Here is a 17,541-nt window from a genome sequence, read left to right as displayed (position 1 = left end):
GAAGTAAGAAGTGATGTTATATGAATTAATTCATATAGCACCTAGCAACTTAGTTTTACACATTGGAGGTATCACATGGTTGAAGAAAGTCTTGAAACAACAGTACGTTTGAATAATGGTGTTGAGATGCCACGGCTTGGTTTAGGTGTTTGGAAGACAAACAACACTAATGCTAAGGAATCAGTTAGTTCAGCGATTCAACAAGGTTACCGCTTAATTGATACAGCTAAACAATATGGAAATGAAACCGGTGTTGGTGAGGGAATCCGTGAAGGGTTAGAAAAGACCGGCCTTGACCGTAAGGATTTGTTCATTACGACGAAAGTTTTCAATGGTGACCAAGGTTACCAAAGTACCTTGGATAAATTTGAAGGTAGCTTGAAGCGTCTTCAACTAGATTATGTTGACTTGTTATTGATTCACTGGCCAGTTGATGGCAAGTATCTCGATACTTGGAAGGCTATGGAGAAGCTTTATCATGATGGTAAGGTTCGCGCTATTGGTGTTTCTAACTTTGATGTAGAGCGTTTGCAAAATTTGTTGGATCACGCTGAAGTAAAGCCTGTGATTAACCAAATGGAATTCAATCCTTTGCAACAAGAAAAGGAAATCTTGAATTTCGCTCAGGAGCAAGGTATTCAATTAGAAGCATGGTCACCACTTGGTGGTGGAGCAGCTTTGAATAATCCAACGATTCAAAAGATTGCTGATGCCCATAATAAGTCAACGGCACAAGTAATTATTCGTTGGGATTGGCAACGCGGAATTGTAACGATTCCTAAGTCAGCCCATCCAGAGCGCATTGCGCAAAATTCCGACATCTTTGATTTCAGTTTGAGTGATGATGAAGTTCAAGCAATCAATGATTTGGATGAAAATAAAGCAAGTATCTGGTATCAGGACTTCGGTTGGTATGAGCCAAATGGCGGAGTTGATACAGGATCAGTCGATAAGTGGGATGATTCTCCTGCTGACTATGACAAGTAAAGTAATTATGAAAAGGCTCTCCTCAATGGAGAGTCTTTTTAGTTGTGTAAAGATTAATTGAACGGTTTCCTAGAAGAAAGACTTGCATAGATTGTTGTAAGCGTTTACAATTAAAACATAGCTAATTGGAACCGGTTCCGAAATGATTGGGAGTTGACTTTATGGAAAATAAGCAGTGGTGGAAAGACGAAGTTATTTATCAGATTTATCCAATGTCCTTTAAAGATTCGAATGGAGATGGAATTGGTGATATTCCGGGTATTACCCAGAAATTGAATTATTTAGAAGATTTAGGAATTACGATGATTTGGCTTTCACCAATTTATAAGTCTCCAATGGTGGATAACGGATATGACGTTTCTGATTACCGAGATGTCAATCCGATGTTTGGCACGTTGGAAGACTTAGAAAAATTTATTGTCGAAGCAAAACAACATGGCATCAAAGTCATTCTAGATTTGGTTGTGAATCACACTTCTGATCAACATGAATGGTTTAAAAAGGCGATTGCTGATCCGAGTTCTAAGTACCATGATTACTATATTTTCAAGCCTGGTCGTGGAGTTGATGAATCTGAACCACCAACAAATTGGCGTTCTAATTTCGGTCAAGCTTCTTCTTGGACGCAAGTTCCTGAAACAGGAGAATGGTATCACCATGTTTTTTCACCGCAACAACCTGATTTAAATTGGGAGAATCCGGCAGTTCGTGAAGAGATTTATGACATGGTTAATTGGTGGCTTGAAAAAGGAATCGCCGGTTTCCGGGTTGACGCAATTACATTTATAAAAAAGAATCAATCTTTCGAAGATATTTCACCTGATGGGAATGATGGCCTTGGTAAAGTAAAACGCATGACTGAAAATCAACCAGGCATCGAGGTGTTCTTAAAAGAGTTGAATGAAAAGACATTCAAACCATTTAATGCAGTCACGATTGGAGAAGCATCAGGTGTGCCATACGAAGAATATGACCAATTTATTGGACAAGATGGCTATTTTTCGATGATTTTTGACTTCAAATATGCTGACATTGATATCTATTCTGGGTCAGAGATGTACAAACAACGTGATTGGACAATTGATGAATGGCGCGATCGGATTTTTAAAAGCCAAACTGAGATTCAAAAAGTGGGTTGGAGTGCTAATTTTTTGGAAAATCATGACCAACCGCGTTCGGCGTCTAAGTTCATTAAAGACCCAGCCTGGCGTAATCATTATGGCGCTACCGCATTGGCAACCCTATATTTCTTCCTACGTGGGACACCGTTCATTTATCAGGGGCAAGAAATTGGCATGTTGAATGCTGAAAGAAGCAAAATTGATGAATTTAACGATATATCAACTTGGAATAACTATCGGCGAGCACTTGAAGAAGGATGGGATGAACAATCAGCCTTAGCAGCAGTTAACCGACGTTCAAGAGATAATGCGCGGACACCAATGCAATGGAACGCCACGCCTAAAGTTGGTTTTACAACTGGAACGCCTTGGCTAGCGGTAGCAGGTAATGCCCCAGAATTTAATGTTGCTGATCAACAAAGCGATGCAAACAGTACATTGAACTTTTACAAAGAAATGATTGATTTGCATTACAATTCTGACTTGGCCCTTTGTTTAACCTATGGGGAATTTATTGGCGATGTGAACACGCCTGATGAAGTGATTTCTTATCAACGGATTTATCAAAATCAAAAGGTGAAAATCCTTATTAATTTATCGAATCAGGTCCAGAAAATGTCAAATACTGAGGGACAGGTTCGTTTGAATAATTGGTCTAAAGCTTTAACAAATAAGAATGAATTACAACCATATCAAGCAATCGTGATGGAGTGTGAATGATGGCAAAAGATTATACAAATGAGGCAAAACAGTTAATTGACCTAATTGGGGCAGATAATGTAATTAGCGTGACACATTGTCAAACACGCTTACGTTTTGTTTTGAAAGATCGTAAACAAGTTGACGATAAAAAAATTGAAGCTTTACCTGATGTAAAGGGAGTTTTTGATGGTTCAGGCCAATATCAAGTCATTATTGGGACGGGAACTGTTAATAAAGTTTATGAAGCAATCGAGAATTTAAATGTTGTAAATACAATTTATGGAAAAGATGATAATGAGGACGAACCAGAAACAGCTGAAAATCAAGGCTGGGTAAAGCGTCTCATGGCTATGTTATCTGGAATATTTGTTCCGATTGTGCCAGTTATTGCAGCAACAGGATTGTTCTTGGGACTAAAGAGCATGCTCTTTAATGAAAATGTGCTGGCTTTGATTGGTGCTAGCACCTCGGATATTCCACAGACCGTACAACAGTTGACTTCAGTTCTGACTGATACCGTTTTTGCGTTTTTGCCAGCTTTGATTGTCTGGTCGACATTCCGATATTTTAAGGGGACACCAATTATTGGAATGGTAATTGGATTGATGTTAGTCTCACCAATTCTACCGAATGCTTATGCCGTTGCTGATGGATCTGCTAAAGCATTAGAACTATTTGGGGTGATCCCCGTTGTTGGTGCGCAAGGTTCAGTTTTGACTGCGATGGTTGCTGGTATTATTGGAGCTAAGCTGGAACTGTTCTTTAGAAAGCATATGCCAGATGTTATTGAACAGATTTTCACACCTTTCTTTACGATGTTAGTAACGTTTGCAATTATGATTTTGGGTGTTGGACCGATTATGCACATGATTGAATTGCAAATGGTTTCAGGTGTTGAAGCTGTTATTCATATTCCTTTTGGAATAGGTGGTTTCATCATTGGTGCTTTGTATCCATTAATGGTTTTGCTTGGTGTACATCATACGATGATTATGGTAGAAACATCATTGCTTGCTAATACTGGATTTAACCCATTGATTACATTGGAAGCGATGTACGGTTTCGCTAACTTGGGGGTTGCACTGGCCATGATGCTACGTGCACGTAATGACAATGCTAAAGCGAACGCTACCGGTGGCTTTATGTCACAAATCTTTGGTGTTAGTGAGCCAACCTTGTTTGGTGTTTTGATTCGATATAATCTTAAGCCGCTATTAGTGACTGTGTTCACTTCAGGTCTTGGTGCTGCAGTATTAAGTATCTTTAAGGTTAAAGCCAACACCTATGGCTTGGCGGTATTACCTTCATACTTGATGTATATCTATAATGGCCGCATGTTAATTATCTATTTCATTGTATCTATCGCCACAATCGCGGTTGCATTTGTCTTAACTAATCTCTTTGCAATGCCAAAGGAAGTATTGGCAGCAGATGATGCTGATGAGCGCTCTGATGCACCTAAGAATGTTTTGGTACAAACAGATGTCAAAGATAATAGTTTATATGCCCCTGTAGCAGGAAATATTGTCCCATTAGATGAGGTGCCTGATCCAGTCTTTAGTTCAGGCATGATGGGAAAGGGCTTAGCAATTGAGCCTACTGATGCAGGTAAAATTAATATTTTAGCACCACAGAATGGACAAGTTTCATTGGTTGCAGATACCGGGCACGCATATGGTTTGGTAACAGAAGATGGAATGGAAATATTAGTTCATATCGGAATTGATACCGTCAATTTAAAGGGAAAGGGATTTGAAACCCTTGTGAAATCAAATCAAACTGTTAAAGCTGGAGATGTTTTGGGTACGGTTAATCTCGATCAAGTTAAAGACGAGGGCTTGAATTCAGATATTTTGATTTTGGTAACGAATTCAGATGCCTATGATGATATTGAACGGACACAAGATACGCCGGTTGCGGCACAAGATATTATCTTGACGGTACAACGGACAGTATACGAAGAAAACGCACAATCATCATCAATTTAAAAAATAAACCCGTAACGTTTTAAGCGTTACGGGTTTATTTAGTTGAATCACGTTCTACAAGTTGGCCTTGAATGGAAATTTTCTTTATTGCTTGTTGGGGGTGTTCACAAACATCGTTAAACAGTTGATAAAGTTGCTTGCCGGTTTCGAAAAAATCATATTCGAAACTGGTTAAATTTGGTGTGACCGTGGTGCTTAAATCAGACTTACCAAAGCCGATATATTTAGCATGTTGATTGGTAGCTAGACCTGCTTGCAATGCACCAATCGCAATACGGTCGGTTGCGCCAATAATGAAATCAAAGGAGTGATTTTGCATTAATGCTAGGGCTACTTGTTTGGAGCTTTCCATTGTAAAATCAGTTTCAACAGTTGTTACGTTTTTAGAGTCCAATTGAGAAATGATTCCTTCAAAACGTTCATGACCAATTGCCCAATCTTGTCTTTCAGGAATTGTCAAAATTAAAGGTGCTTGCGGCGTAAATTGTTTAGCATAATGCCCAACCATCAATCCTGAGTTATAGTCATCCATAACAACACGGTTGAATTCGGGTTCATCTTGACCTTGAATGACAACAGGTAAATTGCTATCTAACAATGTTGCTTTAATTTCTGAAGTCATATTAGCAGTGAGAATGATTAGCCCGCGGACGTTGCGAGTCAGCATTTTACGAATTTCGAGTAATTCACGTTCTGAGTCTTGATATGTGTTAACGATTAAGAATGTGTCATTAACATTCTCAGCGTCAAGGCCACGTAACATTTCAGTTTGGGCATGTGAATCTAATCGAGGCACAATGACGCCGACGGTGTGATTGTTTTTTAACTTGAGGCTTTGGGCAAATGTGTTGGGAGTATAATTTGTTGTTTCAATAATGTTGTCAATCTTTTGACGTGTTTTTTCACTGACAGAACCACCATTTAAATAACGAGAGACAGTGCTTTTTGCAACGCCGGCAGCTTGAGCAATATCGTTAATTGTTGTTTTATTTTCCATATTAAATATCCTATCATATTTGAATGTTAATTTGCGGACAGGTGATCTTAGAGGACTTGCACTTTTTATTGTAAGCGGATACAATAGAAAAAAGCAAAGATGGAACCGGTTCTGTTTTAATTGAAATAAATGAGTTAGGATTGGCTTAATGATGACGTTAGTACTGAATGACAGCACACAAAAGCAATATGAACAGTATCATCTTTATCCTGAACGAGGGCTATTGAATGATCCAAATGGCCTTGTATACTTTAAAGGCAAATATCATGTTTTTTATCAATGGAATCCAAATGAATGTGACCATAGTCAAAAATACTGGGGACATTTTATTTCGGACGATTTGAAACATTGGGTGCGCCTTGATGCGGCGTTAGCGCCATCAGAAATGGAAGATGCTGGGGGAGTTTATTCTGGGTCTGCCTTTGTTAAAGATGAGAAATTATATTTGTTTTATACAGGAAATCGTCGTGACGAAAACGGTAAAAGCATTGCTTCGACCCAAATGTTAGCAGCAAGTGAAGATGGTATCGATTTTAAAAAGTTAGGATCAATATTTGATCACCCAACTGGATATACAAAGGATGTGCGAGATCCAATGGTCTGGCAAGGTAAGAATGGACATTATTACCTAATCTTAGGAGCACGACCAAATAATAATATTGGTGACATCATTATTTACGAATCGACAGATTTTTTAAAATGGAGATTTAGAGGTTCATTGATTGAAGGAGAATTACAAAATGTTCGTGGCTATATGCTAGAGTGTCCTAATTTAATTAAGGTAGACGGCAAGGATGTATTGATCTTTTCACCACAAGGATTAGCAGCTGATCAGGCCAATCACCGCTATGAAAATATCTACAATACGGGTTATGTGGTTGGTAAGTTCAATGAAGAAACGGCACATTTTGAAGCTGAAACAAATTTTAAGGAACTTGATCAAGGGTTTGAGTTTTATGCGCCACAGACGATGCAATTAGAAAATGGCCGTCAAATTATGTGGGGATGGGCTGGTATTATGCCTCCAGAACGAGAGCAGACATTACCAACTATTGAATCAAAAAATTGGGCACATGTATTAACTGTACCAAGAGAGTTACATATTATTGATGATGAGTTAATTCAGACAGCTATTCCAGAAATCTTAGAAGTTAAGGAGATTAAAAATGTAACTGATATGCAAAGTTTGGGTGTAGGCCAGTATTTGATTAATACGCAAGATAATTGGAAACTTCATTTTGGAATGGATATGACTTTGGAACGATTAGGTCAAAGTTTAATATTATCGAGAAGACAGTGGGATAATAATATTGTAGAAGAACGGGTAGCTATTGGACAACATGATAATATACTAATGATTGTGGATCATGACATTATCGAAGTGTTTACAGATGATGGCAAACAGGTTATGACGGCACGCTATTTCTAAAGTTGGGCATACTAGTTTATTCGCTAAGGGTACCTGATAAGTAAATCAATATCAAAGACATTTCTCAAGTGAGAAATGTCTTTTTTCATACGATTCAAAACGGCCTGCTGAATACACGCAAACTACTCCACAACAACATCTGAAATTAAGCACGGCCACCAATTCACTGAACATCTTTTCATAAAGTGTTCATTAAAGCGGTCTAGACATTGTGACTAAATTACTTATTCGCTATAATCAAGTGGAAACCTATGTAATATACAGAAGTGAGGGACAAACTCAAAATGACACAGGATAAGTACATTCAAGTTCAGAATAGTTCTAAGATTTATAATGAAGGCAAGGAAAGTGAAGTTCGTGCCAACGATGATATCAGTTTTGATATTAATCGTGGTGAACTAACGATTATCGTTGGGGCTTCAGGGGCTGGTAAGTCAACCTTGTTGAACATTCTTGGTGGTATGGATTTTAATACCCATGGAAAGGTGATTGTGGATGGCACAAACATTTCCGAATATAACGAACGCGAGCGTACGACTTATCGTCGGACGGAAGTTGGGTTCGTCTTCCAATTCTACAATTTGATTGAGAACCTTACTGCGCAAGAAAACGTTGAAATGGCGTCACAATTGGTGGAACACCCAATGGATGCGGTCGAAGCGTTGGAAAAGGTTAGCTTGGATAAGCGTAAGGATAACTTCCCTGCGCAAATGTCTGGTGGAGAACAACAACGTGTCTCAATTGCGCGGGCAATGGCCAAGAATCCAGGTTTGTTGCTGGCCGATGAGCCAACTGGGGCCTTGGACTACAACACAGGTAAGCAAGTCCTACAAATGTTCCAAGACTATGTGCGCGAGTCTGGTAAGAACGCTATTATCGTGACACACAATGGGATGATTAAGCCAATGGCGGATCACGTCATTGAGATTTTTGACGGTAAGGTAAAGTCAGATACCCGTAATGACAACCCAACTCCCGTCAAGGATTTGGAGTGGTAAACCATGAAGAGTAGATTAAATACAAATATTTGGCGTGAGATTAAAAGCTCACAAGGTCGTTTCTGGTCAATCACAGCATTGATTGCTTTGGCAGTTTTCGTGTTCGTTGGACTAAAAGCAACTAGTCCTGATATGCGCAATACCGTGCGGGAAGGGTATACGAAACAAAAGCTAGCTGATGCCAAGATTACTAACCCAACCTCTGATGGCTTTAGTAAGCATGAAAAGAATGAAATCGAAAAACAAAGCTATGTGAAGAAGGCTGAATATGCTTATCAAACCGATGCAAAAATTGATGGTAAGCAGACGGCAGTTCAATTGATTTCAAAGCCTAAGAGCTTGAGTAAGATGGAAGTCATCTCGGGACACTTGCCTAAGCAGCAAAATGAAATTGCTTTGGGCGAACAGTTAAAGGGCGATTATAAGATTGGTGACACCATCAAGTTGGGCGATAACCATAATAAAAAGCTTGGGACTTTGAATGGCCAAACTTATAAGGTGACTGGTTTCGTTCGTTCAGCGCAATACATGAAGAAGCATAATCTTGCTAACACTAAGATGGGTGATGGTGAAATTAATGGCTTTGGTGTAATGACTAACGCTGCCTTCACCGGTAAGCCAAATATCGTGCAAGTTAGCTTCAATAATGTCCATGGCGCTGCTTACTCAGATAAGTATGAGTATCAAGCACGTCGTGACAATGAAAAATTGCAAAAGACATTACGCGGCCTTTCATCAGAAAAGCAAGCCGATAAGCGTAAGGAAGCTGATGCCAAGATTAAGCAAGCCGAAAGCAAGCAAAAAGAAGCTAAGCAAGCTGTTCAAGCAGCCCAAGGTACACCAATGGCTAGTCAAGCCAAAGCAGCTTTGCAAAAGGTTGATGCCAAGTTAGCTGAAGCTAAGGATGCTAAGAATGGCATTGATCAATTGAAGTACACGTCAGAGACGCGTCAAAGTTATAGTACGGGTTATAGTGAATTTGGTAGTGATGCGGATCGTGTCCATGAGTTATCAAATACATTCCCAATTTTCTTCTTGGCGGTTGCTTTGATGGTTAGTTTCGTAACCATGCAACGAATGGCCGATGTTAAGCGGACTGAAGTTGGGACGTTGCGCGCGCTTGGTTATTCACACATGCAAGCGCTCCGTGAATTTATTATTTATAGTGTGTTAGTTGCTACAACTGGAACAGCCTTAGGCGCCATCGTTGGGTTGGTTGTATTACCTAAGCGTATTTTCGAAGCCTTTGGTTCCAACTTCTTTACCGGTGCCGTGGTAACAAATATTGCATGGTGGCCAATTCTAATTTCATATGGTTTGGCGCTCCTAAGTACGGTTTTCCCAGCTGTGCGGACAACTTATCACGATATGCGTGAACAAGCCGCTACGCAAATGTTACCTAAGCCACCAGCTAATGGGCAACGTATCCTATTGGAACGTTGGACTTGGCTTTGGTCAAAGTTGTCATTCTTTAACAAGGTGACAATCCGTAATATTTTCCGTTATAAGTTACGCATGTGGATGACGATTTTGGGTGTGGCCGGAAGTATTGCGTTATTGATTACTGGCTTTGGAATCCGTGATTCTTTGGATAAGATTGTGCCACTTCAATATAATCAATTAGTGCATTATGATGTCACAGGTGTTTATAATCCGGATGCTTCTAAACAAGAACGTGATGATTATCATCAAGCAATTAATGATGATAAGAATGTTAAGGGCTCAACCGACGTCCATACAGATAACTTAACAGCGACGGTGAAGGGCTTGCAAGAAAAGCAACCAATCCAGTTGTTGGTCCCTGAAAAAATCAGTGATTTCAATGAGTACATGACTCTGCGTGATTACAAGACTAAGGACAAGCTTAAGTTGAAGGATAATGAAGCCATTGTTAGCGAGAAGTTGGCCAAAATTGAAAAGCTGAAGGTTGGCGACACGATGACGGTCAATAATACAGATGGTTCAAAGCACAAGGTTAAAATTGGCGCCATTGCGGAAATGTATGCAGGGCACACGATTGTGATGAATAAGACGTATTATCAAAAGGTCTTTGATGATCAGGCAGATGCCAATGCAAGTTTGATTCGTTTGAAGAATGCATCATCAAAGAAGATGCATGCGATGACGACAAAGTTGAACAAGCAAGATGCAGCAGTTAGTGCTACGCAATCAAGTTCAATTCGTAATGACATCAATTTGGTCTTAGATAGTTTGAACCAAGTTGTCTTCGTGATTATTGTGGCAGCTGCTTTGTTGGCCTTTACCGTCTTGTTTACCTTGACGAATATCAATGTGTCAGAACGGATGAAGGAACTTTCAACTTTGAAGGTGTTAGGCTTCTATCCTAAGGAAGTCCTTAATTACATTTATCGTGAGACAGCTGTATTGACTGCTGTTGGGATTCTACTTGGATTTGCCTTCGGTTATGCCGTGCACGCCTACTTAATGAAGGTGGTTATGCCAGAAAATGTATTGAGTGCACCAGGTGTTTCATGGCTAAATCTTGGTATTTCAACTTTGATGATTGTAATCTTTGCCTTAGTCGTGATGTGGCTAATGGCCCGTAAGATTAATCGGGTTGATATGCTAGAAGCGTTAAAGTAAATTAATTTTTTATAATATAAGTACGTTAACCTGGCTAGTCAGGCTAACGTACTTTTTTTTTGAACATTTTTCAAAAAAATGGGCATACATTTGCATAATACAAATGATATAATACATATTGTACTTAGTTATACAGCTAAGCACACCCCATACATGGTGGTTTTGGAAAACCCAACCTAGCTACCCACTAGGTTCATACACACTCCGACCATCTGGCTTGCTTTTTACAAAGCAAGCTTTTTTATTTGCCCGCTGAGATGCTACGAATTGGCGTAAATTTGTAAAAAAAGCTGATAAAATCATTATTTATATATGACATTTTTCTTATTTTCCTTTATAATTTGCCTTAACAATGGTTATCGGTAAATTGATTGGAGGATCAGGATGATTACACATGACAATTTTGGACAAGTGGCGGGAACGCCGGTTGAGCGGTATACAGTTGAAAATAAGAATCAAACACGGTTAAGCTTATTAAGCTATGCCGGAATTATGCAAGAGTTTTCGGTACTTGATGAGGGACAACGCATTAATTTAGTGCTGTCTTCGGACCGGATTGAAGGCTTTTCTGAGAATAATTTCAATATTAATCGTATTATTGGTCGTACGGCTGGTCGTCTAGCTAAAGGAACTTGGGAACAAGATGGACATACGTATCATGTTGCGACGAATGATGGGGATAATACATTGCATGGTGGCCCTGAAGGCTTCCAAAGTCATTTCTTTAATATCCAACCAGATGAAGCCAATAATCGTTTGATTTTGACTTATACGGCTAAAGAAAGCATTGATCGCTACCCAGGTGATTTAGCTTTGACGGTTACTTATACTTTAACGGATGACGATACTGTTGAAATTCATTTCTCTGGAAAGCAAAGCGGGGCGGATGGTCTCTTTAATCCGACTGTGCACGCTTACTTTAACTTGGCAGACCCAGCAACCCATGATTTGATGCATCATGATTTGTATATTAACGCTGACCAACACTTAGGTGTTGATTCAGAAAAGTGTCCAACGGGGGAATTTGTGGATAATCAAGGGACCCCTTATGATTTGAAGCATCACCATGATCTGGGTCAAATCTTGCCGGAAATGAAGAATACAACGCCAGAACAAGGGTACGATGATGTTTTTGTTGTGCCAGCTGATATCAACGATATTGCTGCGCAAGTTAAGGACCGCGATTCAGGGCGGATGGTTGATATTCATTCTGACCGTAACGCGATTGTGGCCTTTACTGAAAGTCAAATTGACGGTTCAGTTAAGTATTTGAATCGTGGACCAAGCAAGCCTTGGATGGCTGTGGCTTTAGAAGCCCAAACTTTACCTGACACACCAAATCATCCTGACTTTGGTGATGCCACGATTAAAGCTGGTGAAACCAAGGAAATGGTGATTAAGTATCATTATCATAAATAAAACAAATGAAAAGACGTGCTAATTCTACTTAGCACGTCTTTTTTATGTGATTTAAATGACTTCTGTCGTGATATTATTTTTTTCAGGAGAGAAGGAGCTTGACCTAGGTTACGGAGGTCATCCTCTAAATAAGTTTGGTTAAGGTAGACATATCGTCACTTAAATCATCATAGAGCTTGCGATAAAGTTCAAAGTATTGATTATAAATCGCATGCTTGGCTGAATCGGGTTCGACCTTAGGACCAAGCACTTGCCAACTTTGAACATCATCTACAGTCAAAGTATCAGTGGCTAAGCCAGCGAGCATGACATCTCCAAGGTTTGCTTCAGCATTTTCAATGGGGGTGCGAATCGCATAGCCTGTTACATCGGCGAACATTTGGACCCATTCGGGCGATTGGGTAACACCACCAGCCAGGATAATGTAATCACCCAAATCTTGATCCATTAATTCAATTGAATGCCTTAAAGCATAAGCTACTGCTTCTTGGAAGGCATGGTAGACATCTAATTTATTGTGGGCGAGGGAAAGCCCAAAGATGACACCCTTCGCATCTGAGTTCCAAATGGGCGCGCGTTCACCCATGAAGTATGGTAAGACGACTAAACCGTTACTACCGGCAGGAATATCCTTTGCAGCTTCGCTTAATGCGGCATAGGCATTCTTGCCACCATCGTGTTGCTGAGCGACTTCCATTTCACCAAAGTTATCGCGGAACCACTTGGTGATGGCACCAGCCGTCGCTGAGCCACTGAAATTATAATTTAAATGTTCAGAATGGTAAGGATAAGGCCAAACAATTAAGCCCTTACCTTTAATTGGCTTTTCGCTTACTAAAGCGGCATTCATTGAAGTTCCGATGGCTGCAACGAAACGACCGGGTTCTAATACGCCCATGCCGACATTTGCAGCACCAACATCAACGCCACCAACGATAACTGGTGTGCCAGCGGCTAAGCCCGTCGCTGTTGCAGCTTCATCGGTAATCGTACCAACAATCTGAGTCGCATCAACGAGCCGGTCTGGCATCATTGTGCGCGGTATACCAAGGGCGTTGAGCATTTCATCAGACCAGGTATGTTGATTAATATCATAAACTCCACCGATATTACCAGCGGCTGAGTGGTTAACCGCGGTTTGTCCAGTCAAATGCTGCACAATAAAAGTATCAGGTGGCAAAAGTTGTTTAATCTTGGCCCAATTCTCAGGCTCGTTGGCTTTAATCCAGAGCATCTTGGTATAGCCGTAGTAAGGATCAACGACGTCATTCCCAGTAATATGCGAAAGTCGGTCTAAGTCAAGGTTGGCTTTGACCCAAGCGACTTCATTTTCGGCCCGGCGGTCCATCCAAATTAAGGTTGGGCGCACTTCCTTGCCATCAGCATCAACAGGGACACCAGAACCACCATAGAGGGCTGAAACACCCAAACCGTTAATATCAGTCGGGTTAACACCACTTTGGTCAATCACCATTTTGATTGATTTAATCGTAGCATCAAGCCACACTTGAGCCCATTGTTCCGCCCAAAGAGGCTTGGGGGTTAATACATCATATTCCACTAAGCTTTGGGCAATGAGTTGTCCATTTGTGTCCATTAAGACGCTTTTGGTGCCGGAAGTACCGACATCGGTTCCAATTAGATATTTCATAAGCGCATCCTATTCATAATTGTGGTTGTTTACCAAGCCGTAAAGGCACCATCAACACCAAAGTCTGAACCAGTTGCAAAACTACTTGCATCTGAAGCAAGATAAACAGCAATGCCCTGTAATTCGTCTGGCTTACCCATCCGACCAAGAGGGGCCCAATCATTCCAAATTTCAATTAATGGCTTGAGCTCTTCGGAATTAAGCGTAAGGTCAGTTGCCATATAGCCGGGTGAGATGGTATTCACGCGGACACCGCGTTTAGCCCATTCAATGGCCAATGACTTTGATAGTTGAATCACACCGGCCTTAGAAGCGTTATACGAAGCTTGTGGTTGAGGGCGATTTACAATGTGGGCTGACATAGAAGCAGTGTTGACGATTGAACCACCACCATGCTCAAGCATATACTTACCAGCAGCCTGTGAAGTTAAGAAGACTGAATTAAGGTTAAGGTTGATGACCTTTAACCATTGGTCATAGGTCATTTCTTCGGCCGGAGTGTTAATAACCATGCCGGCATTGTTGAAAGCCCCATCAAGGCCACCTAATTCAGCAACAATCGTTTTAATCATTTGATCGACTTCTTCGGGATTTGTAACATCTGTTTTAACGGCAATGACCTTTTGGCCAGTTGCATTTGCAATTTCATCTGCCGTTGCTTGTGCTTTATCAATATTAATGTCGACAATGGCTAGATCAGCACCAGCTTGGGCAAGGCCTTCAGCCATTGACTTTCCAAGTCCTTGTGCGCCACCGGTGATATAAATCTTCTTACCATCCAAACGTAATTTGTCCATAATTGTCATAAGCAAACCTCTTTCTGGTTTTAAAAAGCATCACATGTTTTTGTTTCTTCGAAGAATACACCTACAGTTTATGACAGCGCTTTCAAAAAGACAACCCCTTTTTATAAAATGATTTTATTTAATTAAGTGTAAGTTTGTAATTTTGCAGGGGACAAAGTACACTAAAGGTATGATGAAACACAGTTTGGAGAAGGCACATGGCTGATCAAGGAATGAAGTCGGTTCAACAAAATAATTTTTCAGAGACATTGCGGGTATTTTATGAACATACTGGTTTGTCGAAGAATGAAATTGCGGAACTGTTGGGAAATAGTTTACCAACGGTTACCGCGAATTTAACCACCTTATTGGACCAAGGTTTAATTAAAAAGGCCGGTTCTTATGGCGGTCAACGGGGCCGTCGAGCGGTTCGGTATACACTTAATCCGCAGGCGTTTGCCAGCATTGGGTTAGAAATATTTGGTAGCAATATTTCGCTCGTGTTAGTAGGAGCGGATTTTGAAGTGGCTGACCAAGTGACTTGGGAAATTCCCTTTGAAAATACTTTGCGTTATTTTGATCAAGTGAGCAAAAAAATACAAGCATTTATTGACGATAGCATTTATCAAGCTGACCAAATCGTGGGGATGGGTGTCGGCGTGCAAGGCCTTGTGTCAGCTGATGGTGCGGAAGTGCTGTACGGGAAAATTTTGAATATGACGGGTTTGCATACCGATGTATTTACTCGTTATTTTAAATTTCCGGTCTACTATGTGCATGATGCGGATGCGGTTGCCATTGCAGAACAGCAAATTGCCCATCGGTCGAATGACGCAATTTATATGTCAATTGGAGAACATCTTGGAACGGCGATGGTTGTTGATGGTCAAATCTATCACGGGGCCTTTGGAAATAGCGGTACCATGGAGCATATTACGATTAACTCTAAAAATGGACGTAAATGTTATTGTGGTCGGCGTGGTTGTTTGGAAACTTACGCCTCTATTTCGGCATTGCTACATGAGCGTGATGAAACGTTGCCTGAGTTTATGAGTCTTGTTTCATCGGGTGATGTGAGTGCGACGAAACGCTGGGACAGTTATTTGGAACATTTAGCATATGCGATTAATAATTTACAAATGTTTGCTGATAATACAATTGTTCTGGCTGGCGAATTAGCGCCATATTTGTCAGATGTAACCGTTGAACAATTAGGCGCTCAAATTTCGAAAATCACCGCTTTTCCCGAGATTCCTTCCAAAATTGAAATTGGTCAAGCTAAGCAACATGCGGTTGCGACAGGGGCAGCGATACCGGCTTTGCAAAATTATCTCAACCAAATTTAAAAAAAGCTCAAGTTCCGATAAAGAGGAACTTGAGCTTTTTATTTAGAAATACCAACCATAAGGGGCTTGTCGAATCATTTGATCAACAGCTAGTTGGTGTTGTGGATTGTACATTTTCGGATGGCTGCTTAATGGCACATAGGTTAATTGTGTGGTTTCATCTCCATCAGCATGAAGAGTGCCACCAGTTTGTTCAACCTCAAATAAGGTCATCGGAATTTGGGCTTTATCACCATTTGGGAAAGTGTGATGGAAGTTTGTGTCAATACCAATTAAGGCCTTAATGGCAACATCAATATTTGCTTCTTCTTTAAACTCACGTTGCAATGAAGTCATGGCACTCTCGTTGAGGTTTTGCATGCCCCCAACAAGACTCCAACCAATTTCGCCATCGCCACGTTGCTCCAGTAGAATCTTAGTTCTTGTTTCATCAAATAAAATCCCGGCGACGCCAGGCATAATAATTTCCTCATGGCCGATTTGTGATCGTAAGTGTTTGAAATAATTTTCCATGACCATTGTCAAAATACCTCCATCATTTCTGTCTGACTTCCAGCATACCATATTTGGCTAAGTACTAATGATTAACTAAATTCGTCAACGTGTTGTTTGACATGTTGTAGCATCTCCAGTAAGAGTGGGTCACGTTCATTGATATGATTTAAGACATAAAATTCACGATTGAATTCAGGGCCTAAGTCTTCATAGGGAAAACTATCGTCAATGAAGCGAGACGAAATCAAAGATTGACCGAAACCGCGCTTCAAGCAAGCTAAAATCATATCATTGTTATCCATTTCGATTGCGCGTTGGGGATGAATCTGATGCATTTCGAGATATTCATGCGTGAAGTGATAAATGCCAGAACCTGTTTCACGAATTAGCCAAATTGGTGAAGTGAAGTCCCCCGCGTGGACTAATTTATCGTCTGCTAAAGGAAAGCTAGTCATATTTGGATCAAGAAGTGGCTTTTCAATAATGCCAATTTGGAGCTCATGATTTAAGATACCAAGTGAAACTTGTTCAGAGTTTAACATTCGAACACTCAAAGCAATGCGATCAAGGTAGGGTTCAAGTAATTGAATAAATTGGGGCAATAAAGTTGTTGCCGCTGAGTGAGAAGCCCCAATGGTAACATTGATTTTTTGATTAGCCAGCTGATTAAGATTTCGTTTCGTATTCAGCCAGCTCTGCCGAAACTCATGGGCTTCAGGGTAAAAAGCATCCGCAACGGCGGTTGGGATAACTTGTTTACCTTGGCGCACAAAGAGGGGCGCCTTTAGTTCAGCTTCTAATTTTTTAATATGGGTGGTGACGGTCGGCTGTGAGATGAAGAGTTGATTGGCTGCCTTGGTAAAACTTTTAGTTTCGTAAACAGCGATAAAGCTTTGAATTAAATTGAACATATTATCACCTGATATAGTATAGTTATAACTATTATAAATCATAATCGGTATGATTATATCTATTTATTTAACTTATTAATGGGAAACTCGTAAAATAAAGAAGTAGTT

General features: G+C 40.4%; 13 protein-coding genes. 8 read left to right on the top strand and 5 right to left on the bottom strand.

Annotated elements, in window-relative coordinates; all coding sequences use genetic code 11:
- The first annotated feature begins 75 nt into the window (after nt 1-75).
- The 3 genes from JOC36_RS01280 (at nt 76) to JOC36_RS01270 (ending at nt 4,798) form a co-directional block, all read left to right on the top strand.
- Complete coding sequence (locus JOC36_RS01280; protein WP_205144696.1) at nt 76-987, top strand: aldo/keto reductase; 912 nt, start codon at nt 76-78, stop codon at nt 985-987.
- Between the two features lie 161 nt (nt 988-1,148).
- A complete protein-coding gene (locus JOC36_RS01275) occupies nt 1,149-2,828 on the top strand; it encodes an alpha-glucosidase (RefSeq protein ID WP_205144695.1) in 1,680 nt (559 codons plus the stop codon).
- Nucleotides 2,828-4,798: a PTS sucrose transporter subunit IIABC gene (locus tag JOC36_RS01270; RefSeq protein WP_205144694.1), complete on the top strand. Its 1,971-nt coding sequence runs from the start codon at nt 2,828-2,830 to the stop codon at nt 4,796-4,798. The genes JOC36_RS01275 and JOC36_RS01270 overlap by 1 nt, the downstream gene beginning before the upstream one ends.
- A gap of 34 nt (nt 4,799-4,832) precedes the next feature.
- On the opposite strand, the gene JOC36_RS01265 is transcribed toward JOC36_RS01270, so the two are convergent.
- Nucleotides 4,833-5,795 (bottom strand): LacI family DNA-binding transcriptional regulator, encoded by a 963-nt coding sequence (locus JOC36_RS01265; RefSeq protein ID WP_205144693.1) that lies wholly within the window; start codon nt 5,793-5,795, stop codon nt 4,833-4,835.
- Nucleotides 5,796-5,943: 148 nt separating this feature from the next.
- On the opposite strand from JOC36_RS01265, the gene JOC36_RS01260 reads away from it, so the two are divergent.
- From JOC36_RS01260 to JOC36_RS01245, 4 genes are all read left to right on the top strand, one after another.
- Nucleotides 5,944-7,224: a glycoside hydrolase family 32 protein gene (locus tag JOC36_RS01260; protein ID WP_239517488.1), complete on the top strand. Its 1,281-nt coding sequence runs from the start codon at nt 5,944-5,946 to the stop codon at nt 7,222-7,224.
- Nucleotides 7,225-7,508: 284 nt separating this feature from the next.
- Nucleotides 7,509-8,222: an ABC transporter ATP-binding protein gene (locus tag JOC36_RS01255; protein WP_205144692.1), complete on the top strand. Its 714-nt coding sequence runs from the start codon at nt 7,509-7,511 to the stop codon at nt 8,220-8,222.
- A gap of 3 nt (nt 8,223-8,225) precedes the next feature.
- Nucleotides 8,226-10,826, top strand: coding sequence for an ABC transporter permease (locus JOC36_RS01250; protein ID WP_205144691.1), 2,601 nt, complete (start codon nt 8,226-8,228; stop codon nt 10,824-10,826).
- A gap of 384 nt (nt 10,827-11,210) precedes the next feature.
- Nucleotides 11,211-12,245, top strand: a complete 1,035-nt coding sequence (locus JOC36_RS01245; RefSeq protein WP_205144690.1) for an aldose epimerase family protein — start codon at nt 11,211-11,213, stop codon at nt 12,243-12,245.
- Nucleotides 12,246-12,369: 124 nt separating this feature from the next.
- Here JOC36_RS01245 and JOC36_RS01240 read toward each other — a convergent pair whose 3' ends face one another.
- Both JOC36_RS01240 and JOC36_RS01235 read right to left on the bottom strand, forming a co-directional pair.
- Nucleotides 12,370-13,896, bottom strand: coding sequence for an FGGY-family carbohydrate kinase (locus tag JOC36_RS01240; protein ID WP_205144689.1), 1,527 nt, complete (start codon nt 13,894-13,896; stop codon nt 12,370-12,372).
- 29 nt (nt 13,897-13,925) lie between these two features.
- Nucleotides 13,926-14,702, bottom strand: a complete 777-nt coding sequence (locus JOC36_RS01235) for an SDR family oxidoreductase (protein WP_205144688.1) — start codon at nt 14,700-14,702, stop codon at nt 13,926-13,928.
- Between the two features lie 197 nt (nt 14,703-14,899).
- Between JOC36_RS01235 and JOC36_RS01230 the strand changes: the two genes are divergently transcribed.
- Entirely contained in the window at nt 14,900-16,027 is a 1,128-nt protein-coding gene (locus JOC36_RS01230; RefSeq protein WP_205144687.1) for an ROK family transcriptional regulator, read from the top strand.
- Nucleotides 16,028-16,069: 42 nt separating this feature from the next.
- Here JOC36_RS01230 and JOC36_RS01225 read toward each other — a convergent pair whose 3' ends face one another.
- Complete coding sequence (locus JOC36_RS01225; protein ID WP_205144686.1) at nt 16,070-16,546, bottom strand: NUDIX domain-containing protein; 477 nt, start codon at nt 16,544-16,546, stop codon at nt 16,070-16,072.
- A gap of 65 nt (nt 16,547-16,611) precedes the next feature.
- Nucleotides 16,612-17,433: a LysR family transcriptional regulator gene (locus JOC36_RS01220; protein WP_205144685.1), complete on the bottom strand. Its 822-nt coding sequence runs from the start codon at nt 17,431-17,433 to the stop codon at nt 16,612-16,614.
- Nucleotides 17,434-17,541 lie beyond the last annotated feature (108 nt).

The organism is Weissella uvarum (assembly GCF_016908785.1).
GTDB lineage: Bacteria > Bacillota > Bacilli > Lactobacillales > Lactobacillaceae > Weissella > Weissella uvarum.
This window is presented reverse-complemented; position numbering and strand designations above follow the sequence as displayed.